The 17,698-nt window shown below is 41.8% G+C and carries 18 protein-coding genes and 1 pseudogene; 13 read left to right on the top strand and 6 right to left on the bottom strand.

What is annotated here, in order from left to right; all coding sequences use genetic code 11:
• Positions 1 to 53: 53 nt before the first annotated feature.
• Positions 54 to 1,574 (top strand): copper amine oxidase N-terminal domain-containing protein, encoded by a 1,521-nt coding sequence (locus ACWNM1_RS09905; RefSeq protein ID WP_449600841.1) that lies wholly within the window; start codon positions 54 to 56, stop codon positions 1,572 to 1,574.
• 102 nt (positions 1,575 to 1,676) lie between these two features.
• Here ACWNM1_RS09905 and ACWNM1_RS09900 read toward each other — a convergent pair whose 3' ends face one another.
• Positions 1,677 to 3,092, bottom strand: coding sequence for a metallophosphoesterase (locus tag ACWNM1_RS09900; RefSeq protein WP_449600840.1), 1,416 nt, complete (start codon positions 3,090 to 3,092; stop codon positions 1,677 to 1,679).
• Between the two features lie 208 nt (positions 3,093 to 3,300).
• Between ACWNM1_RS09900 and ACWNM1_RS09895 the strand changes: the two genes are divergently transcribed.
• A complete protein-coding gene (locus ACWNM1_RS09895) occupies positions 3,301 to 3,900 on the top strand; it encodes a nitroreductase family protein (protein ID WP_042187439.1) in 600 nt (199 codons plus the stop codon).
• Between the two features lie 72 nt (positions 3,901 to 3,972).
• Positions 3,973 to 4,134: pseudogene (locus tag ACWNM1_RS09890) on the top strand (DUF2188 domain-containing protein); the annotation flags it as partial.
• Positions 4,135 to 4,244: 110 nt separating this feature from the next.
• Here the strand turns inward: ACWNM1_RS09890 and ACWNM1_RS09885 are convergent.
• Positions 4,245 to 5,414, bottom strand: coding sequence for a foldase protein PrsA (locus tag ACWNM1_RS09885; protein WP_449600839.1), 1,170 nt, complete (start codon positions 5,412 to 5,414; stop codon positions 4,245 to 4,247).
• 185 nt (positions 5,415 to 5,599) lie between these two features.
• Positions 5,600 to 5,935, bottom strand: a complete 336-nt coding sequence (locus ACWNM1_RS09880) for a hypothetical protein (RefSeq protein ID WP_449600838.1) — start codon at positions 5,933 to 5,935, stop codon at positions 5,600 to 5,602.
• Between the two features lie 181 nt (positions 5,936 to 6,116).
• Between ACWNM1_RS09880 and ACWNM1_RS09875 the strand changes: the two genes are divergently transcribed.
• Positions 6,117 to 7,223, top strand: a complete 1,107-nt coding sequence (locus tag ACWNM1_RS09875; RefSeq protein WP_449600837.1) for a lactonase family protein — start codon at positions 6,117 to 6,119, stop codon at positions 7,221 to 7,223.
• 124 nt (positions 7,224 to 7,347) lie between these two features.
• Here ACWNM1_RS09875 and hfq read toward each other — a convergent pair whose 3' ends face one another.
• Positions 7,348 to 7,569 (bottom strand): RNA chaperone Hfq, encoded by a 222-nt coding sequence (hfq, locus tag ACWNM1_RS09870; protein ID WP_042126951.1) that lies wholly within the window; start codon positions 7,567 to 7,569, stop codon positions 7,348 to 7,350.
• A 110-nt stretch (positions 7,570 to 7,679) separates the two neighbouring features.
• Between hfq and ACWNM1_RS09865 the strand changes: the two genes are divergently transcribed.
• A complete protein-coding gene (locus tag ACWNM1_RS09865) occupies positions 7,680 to 8,321 on the top strand; it encodes a phosphatase PAP2 family protein (protein ID WP_449600836.1) in 642 nt (213 codons plus the stop codon).
• Between the two features lie 131 nt (positions 8,322 to 8,452).
• On the opposite strand, the gene ACWNM1_RS09860 is transcribed toward ACWNM1_RS09865, so the two are convergent.
• Complete coding sequence (locus ACWNM1_RS09860) at positions 8,453 to 8,950, bottom strand: hypothetical protein (protein ID WP_449600835.1); 498 nt, start codon at positions 8,948 to 8,950, stop codon at positions 8,453 to 8,455.
• 188 nt (positions 8,951 to 9,138) lie between these two features.
• Between ACWNM1_RS09860 and ACWNM1_RS09855 the strand changes: the two genes are divergently transcribed.
• From ACWNM1_RS09855 to ACWNM1_RS09845, 3 genes are all read left to right on the top strand, one after another.
• Complete coding sequence (locus tag ACWNM1_RS09855) at positions 9,139 to 10,185, top strand: FUSC family protein (RefSeq protein WP_042187452.1); 1,047 nt, start codon at positions 9,139 to 9,141, stop codon at positions 10,183 to 10,185.
• A 76-nt stretch (positions 10,186 to 10,261) separates the two neighbouring features.
• Positions 10,262 to 12,613 carry an RNA polymerase recycling motor HelD gene (gene helD, locus ACWNM1_RS09850; RefSeq protein WP_449600834.1) on the top strand — a complete coding sequence of 784 codons (2,352 nt, stop codon included), beginning with the start codon at positions 10,262 to 10,264 and terminating at the stop codon, positions 12,611 to 12,613.
• 133 nt (positions 12,614 to 12,746) lie between these two features.
• Positions 12,747 to 14,060, top strand: coding sequence for an MFS transporter (locus ACWNM1_RS09845; RefSeq protein ID WP_449600833.1), 1,314 nt, complete (start codon positions 12,747 to 12,749; stop codon positions 14,058 to 14,060).
• A gap of 55 nt (positions 14,061 to 14,115) precedes the next feature.
• Here the strand turns inward: ACWNM1_RS09845 and fsa are convergent, their stop codons facing one another.
• A complete protein-coding gene (fsa, locus tag ACWNM1_RS09840) occupies positions 14,116 to 14,763 on the bottom strand; it encodes a fructose-6-phosphate aldolase (protein WP_042126959.1) in 648 nt (215 codons plus the stop codon).
• A 235-nt stretch (positions 14,764 to 14,998) separates the two neighbouring features.
• Between fsa and ACWNM1_RS09835 the strand changes: the two genes are divergently transcribed.
• The 5 genes from ACWNM1_RS09835 (at position 14,999) to ACWNM1_RS09815 (ending at position 17,651) form a co-directional block, all read left to right on the top strand.
• Complete coding sequence (locus ACWNM1_RS09835) at positions 14,999 to 15,451, top strand: hypothetical protein (RefSeq protein WP_143759423.1); 453 nt, start codon at positions 14,999 to 15,001, stop codon at positions 15,449 to 15,451.
• Between the two features lie 78 nt (positions 15,452 to 15,529).
• Positions 15,530 to 16,012, top strand: coding sequence for a GNAT family N-acetyltransferase (locus ACWNM1_RS09830; protein ID WP_449600832.1), 483 nt, complete (start codon positions 15,530 to 15,532; stop codon positions 16,010 to 16,012).
• A gap of 38 nt (positions 16,013 to 16,050) precedes the next feature.
• A complete protein-coding gene (gene rpiA / locus ACWNM1_RS09825) occupies positions 16,051 to 16,731 on the top strand; it encodes a ribose-5-phosphate isomerase RpiA (RefSeq protein ID WP_449600861.1) in 681 nt (226 codons plus the stop codon).
• Positions 16,728 to 17,207, top strand: a complete 480-nt coding sequence (locus ACWNM1_RS09820) for a VanZ family protein (RefSeq protein WP_341054186.1) — start codon at positions 16,728 to 16,730, stop codon at positions 17,205 to 17,207. The genes rpiA and ACWNM1_RS09820 overlap by 4 nt, the downstream gene beginning before the upstream one ends.
• 3 nt (positions 17,208 to 17,210) lie before the next feature.
• Positions 17,211 to 17,651, top strand: coding sequence for a GNAT family N-acetyltransferase (locus ACWNM1_RS09815; RefSeq protein WP_283911593.1), 441 nt, complete (start codon positions 17,211 to 17,213; stop codon positions 17,649 to 17,651).
• Positions 17,652 to 17,698 lie beyond the last annotated feature (47 nt).

Here is a 17,698-nt window from a genome sequence, read left to right as displayed (position 1 = left end):
AGCTGAGATAATGGATTGATTTCAAAAAAAATTCTTAAATAAGGAGACTTGCTATGAGAAGAGTAATAGCTAGAACAAAATGGTTTCTTCCTTTTGTCGCACTGCTGCTTGTTCTGGCCGGTTGTCAATCGGTTGGAGGTTTCGATGTTAATAAGGCATTGATTGGGGATGTCGATGTTAAATCATCAGAATCCAGCATGACTTTTTCTATGAACGCTGAACCTTCAGAAGGCATTAGCGCAGAAGATAAGGAAATGGTCGATCTCATAAATTCTTTTTCCCTGAGTATTAGCAATGCAAAGTTACAAGAGAATGGTAATGTATCTGCCAATGGAACGATCGGCTATAAACAATTGAATATTCCTTTCGCATTGTTTATGGACAAACAAACTTTAGTCTTTACGGTTGAAGGAGCAAAAAAACCGTTTTACTTCCCGGTTCAAGGCTATGATGAGGTCTTTGCTGAAGTTGGATTGGATCTGACTAAAGCTGAGGATCTTAGTAAGCTGCTAACGAAGTTTGTGGTGAAGAATCTTCCTAATCCAAGCACAATTAGCGTAACACCAGTTAGTGAGGCTGTGTATGGCCAGCAGGTGAATATGACGAAGTTACATACCGAAGTGACGGGTGATGAGCTTCCAGCATTGTTAAAAGGATTCCTGAAATCGATCTCTAAAGATACTGAAGGCTTTACAGAATTGGTTGGTGGTTTATATGACTATCTGTATCCTGTGATCAAAGCTATGGACGAAAAAGGCTCCGGCGATTTACGAGATTTTGGTTTTGGTGAAATTCCTCTAGGTGATAAAGAAGCTGTCGTAACGGTGCTGCATGATGCTGCTAAGTTGGCTGTTGATGCACTGCTGTTGGTTTATGACAATCAGCTAGACAGTCTTTACAAATCTACCCCTGAGCTTAAGACAGTTCTGAGTAAGGATACAAAGCTTGCTGTCGATATTTTTGTAGATAGTGGACTACATGTTCGTAAACAGAATGTTGATCTGAAAGTGGCGCTTCCAGGTACTGAAGATATGCCATTAAAGAGCTTCTCTCTTAAGGCTTCCAGTCAGATTTGGAATATTGGTGGTGCTGTAACGGCAGATCCAATCAGCACTGAAGGAGCACTTGATGTTTCTTCCGGTGACCTGACTCCTGGAGAGACTTTGAACAATTTTGACCCAAATTCTAACGTTTATCGTATATTGAAAGACGATCTTGGTATCACCAAGAGAACGATTGTCATCGAGCCAGACGACGAATATTATTATCCGATCGTTGACAATAATACGACGTACATTCCTCTTCGGTATTTTGCAGAAGATTTAGATGCTATTGTGGAATGGGATACAGTCAATCGTGCTATTATCGTAACTGATGGTGTGTACGGTGATAAACTGGTATTCAAAATCGGTTCTTCCGAAGCCGTGATTAACGGTGAAAAAGTGAAGCTTGCAGAGCCTGTATTTGTTGACGAATATGGTGATGCCTATGTATCGCTACGTCTGCTTGCTGAAGCACTTCATGCTACTGTGTATGTAGATGAAGATGGTTGGATTACTATTACACGTAAATAGTTAGTTCGATCATCATTGGCTAAATAACACAAACAAACCCAGCTTCTAACTTCGCAGTATTGCGGGTGGAGCTGGGTTTTTTATATGAAGTATGGCATCTTTTTATTGCTTCGTTAAAACCACTTCTAGGTCGACATTACTTAACGCTTTTTCTTCAGCCATACTTTGGACATACCCTCCTAAGAAACCGTCCTGCTGTTCCTCCCAAAGCTTGTAGCCAGGCAACGATTTAATATCCTTAGCAAAAGTACCCGCAGTTCCTGCGAAGTATCGTACATTCAGCTTGGACATTACCTTCGCCATGGATTCTTTTTCAGACTCCGTTAAAGGACTTTCTTTAAGACTATCCATAGCTTTGTCATAGGAGTTAGTAGCAAAGGCTTCTTCGGCATAAGCCTTGAAATTTAAGAGATTGTGATCTGTAATCTGGTTAGCTTCAGCCCAACCTTCTACGTTCAAAGACGTTGCTTTATAATTTACGGTTCGCGAGACGGGATCGAAGGTCATGGCTCCATATTGATGCGGATTGACGGCCATCGCACTCGTAGCGATATCATAGATTGGCAATGGTTCAGAGGATGCTGTATCTTGATTCGCGTCTGCTGGATCTACTTGAATGTCCTGCATATGAATATGTCCTGAGAGAACTAGATTAAGTCCATTCTTCCGTAAGGATTTTATAGCTTCCTGGCTGTTATTAAGCTTGAAGCCTGAAACAGACATAGAAGTGTGACTTAATAAATTATGATGCATCACCGTGATCACAGAAGCGTGCTCTTTGGCTGCAAGTTTAACGGATTCATCGATCCATGAAAGCGTAGAGGAAGCAATACGCCCATCGGTCTGAGGGAAACCGTATTTTTTATTATTAAGGTATTGGCTACTGTCTATCATGAGAATCCATAAGTTGGGGGCAGCCTTGACGATATAGCTTAGTGATTCCTTATCACGTGATGCAGCTTCTTTGTAGCCGAAATCCGCATACATTTTGACGAAATCCTTATCTGTAATTGAATCGGTAAGGAGCTGTTTATCTCCACTGAAGGATCTAGCCCAAGGATTAAATAAGTCGTGATTGCCTGGAATGACATAAACAGAGGTTCCTTGTTGTTCGATTCGTTTTAAATTTTCGGTTAACTTTTGATGGCTGCTGCGTTCTCCATTATTAGTTAAATCGCCACTGAGGATGATAAACGCAGGTTTTTTCTGTTCAGCGTCATAGACCAAAGCTTCAGCCATTTCATCACTGTAGGGCAGCATTTTTCCATCGCCTCCAGTGACATAAGTTTGAAAAGCCTGCCCACCATCCTGAAGATCCTTATCCAAAAAGTGAGTGTCTGTGGCGACCCAGAAAGAGACAGGTTTTAGCTCAGCTTGATCAAGTTCCACAGCGTTTAAATTAGACGATTTTGTGTCTTTACAGCCAGTTAGTGCCAAGCCAAGGAAAAAGAGCACCACACAAGAGAATATGACCGTTTTTTTATGTAGAATAAGAACTTTATCTGTTGAAAAATTCATTTATATAACCTTCCTTCTGCACTTTTGCTGCACTATTGTAGCTTATTTTTAGCCGAAATGTATATCGGAAAAGTGAAGGGGAGATGTTACTAACCGAGGCTAATTGTATATCCGACAAAATAAGTTGTGAATAGATGTTGTGTTTTCAGAAAAAAGGTGATAAGATGTACAAAAGTAAGTTACTTAAATAAATGGAGGTAGTTATTTTATGTCTAACAATTTTCTTGAAGCAGTTAAAGGAAGACGTTCCATCTATGCCATCAGTAAAGAATCCACTGTAGCAGATGCTCAAATTATTGAAATCGTTGAGCAAGCGGTTTTGCATAGCCCAACCTCATTCAACTCCCAAAGCTCTAGAGCGGTTGTTCTTTTAGGTGAACAGCATGATAAATTATGGGATATCACGACAGAAACTTTGCGCAAAATCGTTCCAGCTGAACAATTTGAAGGAACAGCGCAAAAATTAGCATCTTTCAAAGCAGGATACGGTTCCGTACTGTTCTTTGAAGATCAAGCGGTAGTGAAGAACCTTCAAGAAAACTTCGCATTGTATGCCGAGAACTTCCCAGTTTGGTCTAACCAATCTTCAGGCATTCTGCAATTCGTAGTATGGACTGCACTTTCTGAAGCAGGTTTAGGTGCATCCCTGCAGCACTATAACCCGCTAATTGATGACGAAGTGAAAGAAGCTTGGGGCATCCCGCAAGACTGGAAACTGATTGCTCAATTGCCATTTGGTAAGACAGTAACTCCAGCAGGTGAGAAACAATTCCAACCGGTTGAAGATCGCGTTAAAGTCTTTAAATAAGCTTAAGAGAGTGTTTAAAACCTCCTAGACCAGGCTAATTAATTATATAGTCAGGTTAAGGAGGTTTTTTGTATGCCGTGGAACAAAGAAGATTATCCAGATTCACTCAAGAACTTCACTGCACCTATTCGTAATAAGGCGATTGATATTGCTAATGCACTCCTGGAAGATGGATATGAAGAGGGAAGGGCCATCTCTATTGCTACCGCACAAGCGAAAGAGTGGGGAGAGAATCGTGATAAGCAGGTCCGTAAAAAAGGACATTAATTAAAAGTTCGAAAATAGAGGTACAAAAAAAAGCAGGACAGCGTCTCTTAACGCTTGTCCTGCTTTTTACAGTCATATTATTTAGCAGATTCAGTTCCTGCTTCTGCGCTTGCAGATGGCTCAGGAGAAGCTGTTGCATCTTTTTTGGCATCCGTAAGTGAATTTGTGATTTTTGCTTTTGCAGTTGTATCTGTCAACCAAGTGTTGGAAAGAGTGGAAACCTTTTGAGACACAAGGGTCTTTTTGATTTCATCTTTCTTTTCTTCCATAGTGTAGTTTTTAGCGTCTTTGTGGTCGGTTACTTTAATGATGTGATAACCGTAATCGGATTTCACAGCACCACTTGTTTCCCCAACTTTAAGTTTAAAGGCTACATCGGAGAATTCAGCTACCATATCTCCACGTTTGAAGAAGTCTAGATCTCCACCATTAGCCTTGGAACCAGTATCCGAAGACTTTTCTTTAGCTAGTTCAGCGAAATCTGCTCCATCTTTCAATTGCTTCAGAATTGCATCTGCTTCTTCTTTAGTCTCAACGAGAATGTGGGAAGCACGAACTTGTTCTTCTACATTGAAAGTAGCTTTATTTGCTTCATAGTAGTCTTTGATTTCTTGATCGGTTACAGTTACTTGCGGCTCAAGAATCTTACGTAGTTTTACTTGCAACGGCATTTGCTTCTTCAAGTCCTCAACAGTCATTGAGCTTTGTTGCAATGCAGCATTAAATGCAGCTTCTCCGCCGAATTGTGCTTTAAGGTCTTCTAATTCAGAATTGATGTCTTCATCAGTAACGGTTACGTTGGCTTTTTTAGCTTCTTGATCAACGAGTTCAGTAGTAATCATAGCTTGCAGGGTGCTTTCTCCGCCTGCTTCGATCAATTTATCATAAAGTTGTTCTTTAGTAATGTTAGTTCCGTTAACGCTTGCAACAGCTGTGTTGTCGCCGCCACTTTGGAATGGAGGCTTTATCAGTACAATGATGAGTGCCGCAGCCAGAACCACAGAGGCAATCATCCAGCCCTTATTCCCTTTAGGAGAAACTGGTGGAGCAGGTGGTGTCGTATTATTGTTACTGCCGACTTTGTTCATTACTGGAATACCTTCCTCTTTTGTTGTATTCACAGGTTCTTCAGCAGCTACGACCTCCACTTCATTTACTTCATTGGTACTCTCGGTAGTGTTCAATTCTTCTTCCGGAGTACCGTTGTTTTCTAAGTTCTCATTTCCATTCAGATCTTTTTTGTCCATTATTAGTAATGACTCCCTTCAATATAGGTGTTGCTTGTCTATTTACAACTTTAACAGAAATCCAGATCCTAAACCTTAAGAAAGTATAAAAAAAGATAGGATCTTTTTAAGTTTCTATTAATAAAAAGCAAAAAGCCGGAAATGGCATCGGTAACATGCCCTTCCGGCTTATGGGAATAAGATGTTTACTTCAGTCCTTTCAATAGATGACGAATACCTTCTTGTTTTCGTCTTGGGACCCGTACGTTTTTAGCGAATAGGCCCTTTTCTCCGAAATAAATGCAGTCGTCTTCGATAGAACTGATCTTGTTTAGATTGACATAACAGCCACCGTACACATGATAGTAAGTAGAATTGGATAACAATCGTTTTAATTGCTCGGCAGTCATTCTCTTTTTTATGTTGTAGTTTCTGCCGTGAAAAATGACCAAATCATGGTCCCCGACCTTAAAGAACAGAATGTCTGTTTCCACCTCGAAGTCCTCGTATACATTTCTGGCTTCCAGCAGGATGCTACTCATTCATGTTCCCCCTTTATACTTAATAAAAGACTAATGTTAGCGCTTTCATTATAGCACAATCCCTAATCATTGGAAAGCCTTATTTTTGAACTATTTGTCACACTTTTTACTTTATAGTTTGTCTTTAACGTTTAAAAATTGTAAATTATATAATAGCAATACTTTGAAGGAGGATGTAAAGATGGAAAAGCAGACTAAGTTATTGCTGTTTACGGGTTCCTATGCAAGTGCCACGGAAAACGGTGTGCAGGTATTTGAATTCGATGGCGAAGCAGGAGGTACGTTAAAATTAATCGAATCGGTTCAGGGTCTAACTAACCCCACCTTTGTTAATGTAGATGCTTCAGCCCAACGTTTATATGTCATAGGAGAAAAGCCAAATGGTGAAGGTGGAAAAGAGGGAGAAGTCGTTACCTTTGCTATTGATGCTAAGCGTGGGAAATTGAGCGAATTGAATCGAATAGCCTCAATGCCTGCTTCAGGTAATGGTCAAACGACCACATGCCATATTTCTAGAGATCTAAGCGATGAATACATTGTTGTATGTAGTTATCATGGTGGCAGTGTAGGCTTGATCACATTAGATGAAGAAAAAGTTGCTAATCAACTGGCGGATATCGCGATTCATTCCGGTCATGGTCACCATCCTGAACGTCAGGATCGCCCGCATCCCCATTCGGCTATTTTTAGTCCGGACGGACAGTATCTGTTTGTTTCTGATCTTGGGCTTGATATTATTCGGTCCTATAGAATCAATAGAGACTTGAACAAACTAGAAGTTCACGGAGATACAGCGCTTCATCCAGGGGCCGGCCCTCGTCATTTTACTTTTCATCCAGATGGAAAGTCTGCTTATGTTATAAACGAGGTGGATTCCACGATAACATCGTTTACATATGACAGTGCTACAGGGACTCTTCACACGGTAGATACAATTTCAACTTTGCCTGAGGATTTTAAGGAAGAGAATACTTGCGCTGAAATTGCTACTTCAGTAGATGGAAGATATCTTTACGCTTCTAACCGTGGAGCTGATAACATCGCAGTGTTTGCAGTGGATAACGCTACTGCCAAGCTTACACTAATTGAATATGTATCTACTCGTGGAGGGCATCCACGACACTTCTCATTAACTCCGGATGGGGCTTATCTTATTGTTGCTAATCGTGACGCTAATAACCTGGTTGTGTTCTCTATTGAAGAGACCAGTGGTCGTCTCGTCTTTACAGGAAATACTGCCGAGGTATCTAAGCCGGTGTGTGTGAAGCCTGTGATTTTCCCTGTATAAAAGAAACTAGTTTTGAAGAGTGAATAAGACAATTTAAGAAAATAATAAAGGGAACACCGGAGATGTAGTCCGGTGTTCCCTTTATTATTGAAAATAGGATGAAGAAGTTTAATGAATGTGTGAACTATTTGAGTGAGACGGGCTTAAGAGGTACAATAGTGGATACTGCAGATTTGAAGAGCACATTCTGTCTGCCATCACCTTGACCCTGTAAAGTGATTGTGAATGCATCATACGAGGTTACGACGCCTTGCATTTTTACACCATTTGTTGTAAAAATCGTCACGGGCACCTTTGTGGAAATAAACTGATTCAACAAACGTTCCTGCAATTTTAGACTCTCCACTTTGGCAGCACTCCATCTTTTTGTATATTTATTTCTCTATAATTATAGCACGGGTTATAGCTTCTCAGGAAATGTGATCGACAGGCACAAAATTAGACACGGAGGTATTTATGCTTTATTATCAGAACTGGTCTAGAGGTTTTCGTTATTTTATAGGGTTTGCTGCTTGTTTCGTCGTTATTGCGATTCTAGTTCATTTGAATAAGGTATCATCATTTGATAATTATATGATTCATTTTGTTCAATCCGCTGAATCACCTGGACTGACCACATTCGCCAAAGGACTATCTCTGATTGGTTCCTCCAAGGTAGCAATTGGCATATCTATCGTTACGATGGCACTGCTGTATTTTCTGCTGAAACATCGGCTTGAGCTAATTCTGTTCCTATGTGTTGGACTAGGCTCACAGCTATTGAATACACTTATGAAGTTATGGTTTCAAAGGGAACGTCCAAATTTCAATCGTATTGTCCAAGAGCTCGGTTACAGTTTCCCAAGTGGACATTCCATGGCAGCCTTCTCCCTCTATGGGGTAATTGCCTATTTACTGTGGCGTCATTTGCCGCGAAGAAGTGAAAGGATCCTGTTGATAATGTTTGCGGTATTCATGACTGTGGGCATTGGCTGGAGTCGTATTTACCTGGGAGTTCATTATCCTAGCGACGTAATTGGTGGTTATGCTGCAAGTGGCGCGTGGCTGATGTTATCCATCAGTCTATTTGAAGCCTATAAAAAACGGATATCCTCATAAGAAATGAAGATACCCGTTTTTGTGGGGATATTTTAAAATATAAGAATATATATGTTTCACGCTATACATTATCCTTATATTTCTTACATAAATGCTTACCGTCCTAAATAGGACACCGAAGGCGTTTTTGCTTAAGGGTTCATCACATGATGTTCCGAAGATTTATGATCTTGGAAATGACCCATTTTACTTATTTTTTTCTTCAGCATAGAAGGAAGTCCAGCCTTTAGCTTTTGAGCTTCGTCTTTTGTTAGACGTCCCTCGCTGATAGCTTGATCCAGCCGCTTACTTGCGGATTCGCTGAGCTTTTGAATATATTGATCTTCTGTCCAGCCTTTCTTCTCATGGGCAAGCTCGGGGAGGGTTTTGCCTGTTTTAAGGCTATTGATTAGCTCCGTACGATCCATCTCAAGCAGCTTGGCTGTTTCGAAAATAATGAAATGTCCGCCGGCTCTGAATTTCCCGTCTTTCCCTGGTGGGGGTCTATGACCTTTTTCCGAAGGCCTAGAATCAGGTGTAGTGGAGGTTACATTCTCAGCTGACACGCTCCGAGTAGGAGCAAGTGCTGGAGACAGACTGAGGAAAAGAACAGCTGTGATGGTCACTAATTTTTTGATGTTGTTATTCATTCACTCACCTCGTATGTTATATGTGATAGGTACTTACTTGAATTAGTATTCCCTGAAAGCTGAAAGAATCATAAGTGAGAGCTTAAATGATCATAAAATTCATCAACTCTAGGCTTGGGTAATTAGAGGAATGAGGGATTCGTAGATGTCCATATTGCAGAGTGGGCCAATTTTTAGGGGGGATATTTTTGGCTTTTGGAGCTCGCATATTTAAAACAGGAATGGCAGTTACGCTTGCCTTGTATTTAGCCGAACTGCTACATTTTCCATCTTCTGTGGGCGCTGCGATTGCAGCGATTTTCGCTATGCAGCCATCTATTTATCGCTCTTGGCGTTATTTTCTTGATCAGCTAACAACGACTACAATGGGCGCGGTACTCGCTCTTCTGGGAGGAATGCTGTTATCCAATAGTCCAATTGCGGTTGGGTTGGTCTGCATTCTTGTCATTATGATCAGTATGAAAATTAACCGAGCAGATACTATTAGCCTGACACTGGTCACCGTTATAACAGTGATGGAGGCTTCTGGTGAATGGCAGTTCGCGCTGAATCGTTTCTTATTAACATTGACAGGGATTGTTTCTGCCTTTCTAATCAATATTATAGTAGTTCCTCCGAAACCACGGAAACAGTACATCAAGCAAATCGAGAACGTCTTTGCCAGTCTTTCCTTGCTGCTAAGAACGGCTGTATCCCATGAGATGAAGGAAAGTGTGTTTCGTGATGAAAAACTTGCACTGGAGTCATCTATTAAATCTTTAGCGGATAAGTACGCTTTGTTTGAGGAAGAGCAGAAACAGCTTAAGAGGGCGAAGTACAGTCAGACTAGACAAATGGTTGTCTATAAGAACCTGTTATCTTCTTTGCAAAAAGGCTTCGATGTTCTTGAGGCTGTGGATCGGCATTATTTTCAAGCGGATCGAAGTGAAGAGACAGATGCATTGTTTGACAGTCATTTGGAGCAGTTAATCAAATATCATCAACTGATCTTGTTGAAATTTGAAGATAAACTAAAACCAAACACTAATGAATCGGAACCCTTGGGAGACGAGAATGATGGATTTTTGAATTCAACGATCCTGGGGTATAATGCGGAGAAAATAGGTCAACTACGATTGTATGTTGTAGCCGCAGCTATTTACGATTACGGTTATCAATTAGAACGGCTTGATAAAGTGGCAGATCAGATGAACCGTATAGCGACTGAGGAAAAAGAAACGGATCGCGAAGCTTAAAACATAACCTTGTGATGTGCAACATATAAGCTAAAGGATTATGTTCAGGGTGAAACTCCAAAGGGGATGAAATGTAGTGGAGAATCATGAAATTGAATGGAAAGAGGAACAGCAGCGGGTTGACGGATTGACTAAGCTTTTGTCTGCCCATATCCGGCGATTATCTGAGGAGCTCGGACTCCATCGCAGTGATGTGGTGGATATGCGGAAAGACTTCTGGGAAGAGGTAACAGTAAACTTCAGTAGTCCAGACGATTTAGGGGAAACTTCAACAAGTCTGCGCCAACAATCCCAAATCTTGAATGAACGTGAACGCCATCATTTACAGTCGAGCAAGGCTCTAAAAAAATATAAAAAGCTACTCGTCTCTCCTTACTTTGGGCGTATTGACTTTACAGAAGCACCAAATGGAGAAACGGAAAAGATTTATCTGGGAATTGGATCCTTGATGGAGGATGATGGCACCTTCTTGATCTATGACTGGCGGGCGCCTATATCGAGCTTATATTATGACGGAGCTCCTGGCCCAACAGCTTATGAGACACCCGGTGGACTTGTTTCCGGTACAATGAATCTTAAACGTCAGTTTGTGATTTCTGATGGTGTTATTGAAGTTATGTTTGATACTGGGGTAACGATCGGCGACGAGCTTTTGCAGCAAGTGCTTAGCCATAGTGCCGATGATCGAATGAAGAGTATTGTAGCTACCATCCAGAAAGAGCAAAATGCGATTATCCGCAACGATAAAAGCCGAATGCTGGTCGTTCAGGGTGCCGCAGGAAGCGGGAAAACCTCTGCAGCATTGCAGCGGGTTGCTTATCTTTTGTATAAATACCGTGAAGTTCTGCAAGCAGACCAGATGTTGTTGTTCTCACCGAACCCGCTGTTTAATAGCTATGTTTCAACTGTGCTCCCAGAGCTAGGTGAAGAAAATATGCAACAAACCACTTTTCAGATGTATCTTGAGCATCGTTTAGGACATGAATTCCAGCTGGAAGATGTCTTTAGTCAGACGGAAAACCTATTGAATGCCCCTGATGGCCCTGAAGTGGGTATACGTAGAGAAGGCATCGCTTATAAATCATCCGTACCTTTTCTCGATGTGATTCGTCGGTATGCTACGATGCTGGAACATGAGGGCATGCTGTTCAAGCCTTTAATGTTTCAAGGTAGAGCGGTAGTCAGTAAAGAAGAAATGGAACGTCATTTCTATGCCTATGATCCTGCCATTAAGCTTGCGAACCGTGTAGACTTAATGACACGCTGGTTACTGAAGAAGATCGCTGATTTTAGCCATGAGGAAAGAAATGCTTCATGGGTTGAAGATCAAATTGAGCTATTGGACTCCAGTGATTACCATCGTGCATATCAGATGTTGCGACGTAAGAAGAAAGCCACGCAGGATAGTTTTGATGATTTTGATACTGAAAAAGAAGTGTTATCCCGATATGTAGTCAGCCAACGCTTAAAACCGCTGCGCGGATGGACTAAACGAGGTCGTTTTGTGGATGTTAAGGGGTTGTACAGTACGCTGTTTACGGATCGTGAGCTTATGGAACGTCTGAATGGTGTTAATTCTCTGCCGGAAATATGGGATGAGATCTGTGAACAAACACTAAAATCAATCGCAGTGAACGAGCTTGCCTACGAAGATGCTACACCATTTCTTTATTTGAAGGAGTTAAGCCAAGGCTTCCGTACCAATACGCTGATTCGTCATGTGATTGTGGATGAAGTACAAGACTATTCACCTTTCCAATTAGAGTTCATGCGCCGTTTATTTCCAAGGGCAAAAATGACCGTATTGGGTGATTTGAATCAGGCGATCTATGCACAAGGTGAGGTGCTCGGTGATTTGTCTAGTTTGGTAAGCATTTATGGGGAAGAGAATACAGAAGTGATCTCGTTAACCCGAAGCTATCGCTCCACTTTTGAGATTGTAGAATTTACGCGTTCAATGATTCCTGGAGGGGAAAGAATTGTGCCGTTTAATCGACGAGGAGAAGAACCTCAGCTTAGTGTGGTGTCTAACCAGGATGAGCTTCTGAATGCAGTTGAAATGGATATCCGGAATTTGCAGTCCAAGGGGTATCATTATGTGGCTGTCATCTGTAAAACAGCAGAAGAAAGCGCAAGAGTTCATGATGAACTACATAGTAGGCTACCCGTAAGGCTCGTTACGAAAGAAACGCCGAATTTCCAGAAGGGAACATTGGTGTTACCTGCTTACTTAGCTAAAGGTGTGGAGTTTGATGCTGTCATCATTTATGATGGCTCAGCTGAACGATATGGCAGAGAAAGTGAGCGTAAACTGTTCTATACAGCTTGTACTCGAGCGATGCACTTGCTGCATATTTTTAGCCTAGGAGAACCAAACCGGTTTCTTCCATCTGTAAAAGCGAAGACCATGATTACAAATTCGCTGTAAAGCCCTATCTTCTGATCATAAGATCGTCCTTTCGCATTCGCGGGGGACGGTCTTTTTATATGTATGAATAAAGAGGGATGAACAAACCACAATATAGAGAGTCGCCGCAAACAATGACAAAGGTGGTCAGTTCATGAAGGAAAGAAAATGGGATCTGCTTGCACTGGCATCCATTCCGCTAATTATGACCCTCGGTAACTCCATGCTGCTCCCTATTTTGCCGCAGATTTCTAAAGAACTAGGCATTAGCTCTTTTCAGGTGAGTATGCTGATTACTGTTTATGGATTGATGGCTATCGTGATGATTCCTATTGCAGGGTACCTGTCTGACGCTTATGGACGAAAAAAGGTGATTCTTCCGAGTTTGATCATTGCTGCTATTGGTGGAGTCGTCTGCGTGGTGGCGGCTTGGTTTATGAAGGGCGTTAGCGCCTATTGGGTCATTCTGGCCGGACGTTTGTTACAAGGGATAGGTGCGGCTGGTGCTTTTCCTATTGTGCTGCCCTTCGTTGGTGATTTATTCAAGGAAGAAGAGGATGTAAGCAAAAGTCTGGGAATTATTGAAACCTCAAATACCTTTGGTAAAGTACTCAGTCCGATTCTTGGTGCTTATCTTGGAATATGGCTCTGGTTTGCACCTTTTATCGCTATTCCTGTTCTATGTCTAATTTCATTTGCTTTAGTTCTTTTTCTGGTTCGAAAGCCGGAAGCGAAGGAACAACCTGAGAAACAGGGTATAAGAGAATTTTTATCCGGAATTGTGAGCATATTGCGTGAAAAGGGACGATGGTTGTATGCTATTTTTGCCATAGGCGGTATCTGTATGTTTGTAACCTTTGGCGTTCAATTCTATTTATCGGAAATGCTGGAATCTAAATTTAATATGCATGGGGCAATGAAGGGGTTTGTGCTGGCAATACCATTAGCCTTGTTATGTCTGTCTTCATATGGAACAGGAAAGATCATTGGTCAGAACAAAACGCTAATGAAATGGCTGGGCTTTGGAGGTATGGTGCTACTAACTGCAGCAATGATCTTTGCGGGGTTCAATAAAGGTATATATTTCTTAGTCGGGTTTATGGGCTTAGGTTGTGTTGGAATCGGGATTGTGCTTCCTTGTATGGATGCTTTAATCACGGAGGGAATTGAGAAAGAGAACAGCGGTACGATAACCGCTCTCTATAGCAGTATGAGGTTTATAGGGGTAGCCGCAGGACCGCCAGTGGTATCGCTGCTGTTAAGCAGTGGTCATTGGGTATTATTCGCTTTGATGGCTACAGTCGGCGCAATTGGTGGATTACTGACCTTATTTGCAGTAACGCCAAGCAAGGGGAGCAAGGGAGAATCTGGCGTGAAAGAAACGGAGCAGGTAAATCCGCGCCTCTTGTCAAAGCGTGTTCGTCAGACTTCTGCAAGGACTTTAGATGGAAAAAAGAGCTATCCTTAAGCTACGTTGCCGTAACTTGCGGGATAGCCCTTTGATAAAAGAATGAAAGATAATTTTATGCTTGTGGTACGGATTCCCAATCCTTCAGGAAGCGTTCGATTCCGTTATCTGTCAGCGGATGCTTCCAGAGGGTAGGCAGGAGCGAACCTGGGATGGTAGCAATGTGAGCACCAGCAAGAGCGGCTTGCTCAACATGCGCAATGTTACGGATGGATGCTGCAATAATTTCGGAAGTCATACCGTAGTTAGTTAGGATGGTCTTCAGATCCTTGATCAGCTTCATTCCGTCAACACCGATATCATCCAGACGTCCTACGAAAGGAGAAATATAAGTTGCGCCTGCTTTTGCAGCCATCAAGCCTTGAGCCGCTGAGAAGACAAGCGTTACGTTAGTTTTGATACCTTTTTTTGTAAGCTCATAACATGCTTCGAGGCCATCTTCAGTCATAGGGAGTTTAATGACAACGTTTGGAGCCCACTCAGCAATTTCGTATGCTTCTTTAAGCATTTCTTCTGCTGTAAGTCCGATTACTTCTGCACTTACAGGACCTGGAACGATTGCAACGATTTCTTTGATAACATCTTTAAACAATCTTCCTTCTTTAGCGATGAGCGACGGGTTAGTCGTTACGCCATCCACTAATCCGAGGCGAGTAATACGTTTGATCTCTTCAATATTTCCGGTGTCCAAGAAAAACTTCATTTTAAGTTTCCTCCCTTGATTTCCATATGGATTGACAAACAATATTCATATTTTCATTATGAGACATGTCAAACGAAGTTTCAACTGTTATTTTGAATATTTCAAAATAACTTTATAGATTGAATATCGCTTACACTTGTTATAGTGTTGATAATATAGGATTGGTCTATGCAGATATCCATGATAATATATAATCGGTATTGTTATTATGGAGTATTGGGTGGGACGTGATGAAATGTACTCGATATTAGTTATTTTGCTTGTGCTCGTGTTGTCAGTTGCCGGATTCTTGGCCTACCAGAACAGCAAATTGGTATCTAATCAGAAAAAATTAGGAACTTTATCACGCAATCCTTCTCTAATGTATTCTATCTTTGACCAATCTTGCGCTGCTAGTGTGGAAGACCCAGACGTAATTCCTTTAGTTCAATACACAGTTTTTGTGGAGTCCAGCGGGCAGGCAGTTGTGAATAAGCCTTTAGCAATCATTAATCTATGTAGAGTAAGTGCAGGTAGAGGAAATCTAGTTCTCGCTGATGTCGAACGCAGTGTGCTGGAGCACATTAAATTGGCAGCCCCCTCAGATGCTTTCATTGAGCATAAAGCTTACTTACATAGGGCTGCTAACCACGCTGAAAAAGAGATGATCCTAAACTTAGAGGATGTAGTGAAATTACAATATACATAAGACAGAATGAAGAATATTGATTTTTTTGGCTGCAAGAAGGATAATACGAATTTGAATACAAGAAAAGAGGGAAATAGAGTGTCGCCCGTAACAGAAGTGAATTTTGAAGTAGTTGATCCAGAGAACGCTGATTTAAGAGAACTTATTACGTTTCTGGATGAGGAACTGAAGATGCGTTATCCGCATGAGACGATCTATGTTGTTGATTTCGAGGATCCCAAAGTAAAAGAAATGACTTTCGTAGTAGCCTACTTAAACGGAAACCCAGTGGGCTGTGGTGGGCTTCGTCCACTGGATTATATCGGAATAGAGATTGCAACGATGGAGTTGAAGCGCTTTTATGTAGATTCTAGTTATCGTAAAATGGGCATAGCTACAAATATGCTGTTATTCCTTGAAGAACAAGCATTAGCGGCGGGGTTTAAGGAGATCCGATTGGAGACCGGAATTAAGCAGCCAGAAGCGATTGCGCTTTACGTCAAGCATGGCTACCAACCGATTGATTTATTTGGACCCTACATAGGTGATCCGGATAGTCTCTGTTACGGCAAAATACTATAAAACTTTATAATGGATAACATGGGGGTATTGAAATGAGTATCAACGTTAAACAACTAGCAGCTGAAAAAGCAGTGGAATATGTAGAAGATGGAATGAAGGTAGGTCTGGGTACGGGATCAACTGCCTACTGGGCAATCCGCAAGCTCGGTGAACGCGTCAGTGAAGGCTTGAAAATTACCGCAGTAGCTACTTCACGCGCTTCCGAAGATCAAGCACGAGAGCTAGGAATTCCACTGGTAGCTTTTGGTGATATTGATAGTCTGGACTTAACCATTGACGGAGCGGACGAGTTAGACAGCAGTCTGCAACTAATTAAAGGCGGCGGCGGCGCTTTGCTTCGTGAGAAGATTGTAGCTAGTAATAGTACCCGAATGATTGTGATTGCCGATGAAGGTAAAGTTGTAAACACGCTAGGCAAATTTCCATTGCCGGTTGAAATCGTTCCTTTCGCGTGGGAATGGACTGTGGCAGAGCTTGCCAAACTGGGTTGCCAACCTGAATTGCGTCGCAGCGGAGAAGAGTTGTACAAGACGGATAATGGCAATTACATCGCGGACTGCCGATTTGAAGCGATAGAAGCTGCACCGAAGCTAGCACTGACCATCCAAAATATCCCGGGTGTTGTAGATCACGGCCTATTTATTGGAATTGCAGCGATGGCGATCGTAGGTAAACTTGATGGAACTATCGAAATTATTGAAGCTCAACCTAAGAATTGATTAACCGCAGACATAAAGAAACTTACCGTTCATGGCCGCTAAAAGGATTGACACGGGTAGTGCTAACTCTGTATAGTGCTACTGTTATCTATTGGATGTTTATCGGATTTGGACGTGAGGTACATACCGGAGGTCCTCTTCAGTATAATCTGGTTCCATTTCGCACGGTGTCACTTTATTTCAACTTGGATAACGGTTTATCACTTATCAATCGGCTAGTAAATCTGCTAGGAAATGTTGTAGTTTTTATTCCATTTGGTTTTCTTTCGCCAATAGTAAAGATACGTCCGGTTTCTTGGCTTAGGATCTCGCTATATGCTGTCCCTTGTATTCTGCTTTTGGAGTGCTTGCAAATGCTGCTGCATGTGGGAAGCTTCGATATTGATGATTTACTATTAAACATGCTAGGTGTGTGGACAGGCTACGGATTGTTTCGAGTGATTAGCTGTAAAAGGAACAAAGAAGGAGAAATGTGAAGAATGTTGATTGATCTTAAACCCCTCATTGGTACACCTGAGGTGAATGAGCTGCTGACTTATGCGGTCATAGATGATCCGAATGCTTTACAGCAGACTTCGTCTGAGTATAGCGAACAAGCCGGGCTAAAGTTATATGGCTGGGAAGAGGAAGAATTACTGCTTGGTCTTGTAGGCTTTGAAGAAACAGAAGATGGTTCTTTGGATATTCGGCATATTGCTGTATTGCCAGAGAATAGAGGAAAAGGCTACGCACGGGGGATGATTCTGGAGCTGCTTACTACACGTCAGCCGCGTTATCTGGTAGCTGAAACAGAGGATGAGATTGCTGCAGATTTCTACCGTAGTCTTGGATTCATGGTGTACAGCCTCGGCGAGAATGCAGCAGGCATTGAAACGCTGAGATGTGTTTATGAAGTAGAAGAGATCGAGGATGAGGAATAAACAATTTTTTAAAAGACATAGAATGGCAGGTCGAGATGAAATCTCGG

It is taken from the genome of Paenibacillus sp. Marseille-Q9583 (assembly GCF_976954365.1).
Note: the sequence above shows the minus strand (reverse complement) of the source record. Positions and strands in the feature narration are given on the sequence as shown.

What these genes read in the sequence shown, in the direction of transcription:
- ACWNM1_RS09880 (WP_449600838.1), bottom strand. Translation starts at nt 5,935, where the DNA reads ATGAGTAGCATCCTGCTGGAAGCCAGAAATGTATACGAGGACTTCGAG.
- ACWNM1_RS09835 (WP_143759423.1), top strand. Translation starts at nt 14,999, where the DNA reads ATGTACTCGATATTAGTTATTTTGCTTGTGCTCGTGTTGTCAGTTGCC.
- ACWNM1_RS09875 (WP_449600837.1), top strand. Translation starts at nt 6,117, where the DNA reads ATGGAAAAGCAGACTAAGTTATTGCTGTTTACGGGTTCCTATGCAAGT.
- ACWNM1_RS09860 (WP_449600835.1), bottom strand. Translation starts at nt 8,950, where the DNA reads ATGAATAACAACATCAAAAAATTAGTGACCATCACAGCTGTTCTTTTC.
- ACWNM1_RS09865 (WP_449600836.1), top strand. Translation starts at nt 7,680, where the DNA reads ATGCTTTATTATCAGAACTGGTCTAGAGGTTTTCGTTATTTTATAGGG.
- ACWNM1_RS09900 (WP_449600840.1), bottom strand. Translation starts at nt 3,092, where the DNA reads ATGAATTTTTCAACAGATAAAGTTCTTATTCTACATAAAAAAACGGTC.
- ACWNM1_RS09885 (WP_449600839.1), bottom strand. Translation starts at nt 5,414, where the DNA reads ATGGACAAAAAAGATCTGAATGGAAATGAGAACTTAGAAAACAACGGT.
- fsa (WP_042126959.1), bottom strand. Translation starts at nt 14,763, where the DNA reads ATGAAGTTTTTCTTGGACACCGGAAATATTGAAGAGATCAAACGTATT.
- ACWNM1_RS09895 (WP_042187439.1), top strand. Translation starts at nt 3,301, where the DNA reads ATGTCTAACAATTTTCTTGAAGCAGTTAAAGGAAGACGTTCCATCTAT.
- ACWNM1_RS09815 (WP_283911593.1), top strand. Translation starts at nt 17,211, where the DNA reads ATGTTGATTGATCTTAAACCCCTCATTGGTACACCTGAGGTGAATGAG.
- ACWNM1_RS09905 (WP_449600841.1), top strand. Translation starts at nt 54, where the DNA reads ATGAGAAGAGTAATAGCTAGAACAAAATGGTTTCTTCCTTTTGTCGCA.
- ACWNM1_RS09845 (WP_449600833.1), top strand. Translation starts at nt 12,747, where the DNA reads ATGAAGGAAAGAAAATGGGATCTGCTTGCACTGGCATCCATTCCGCTA.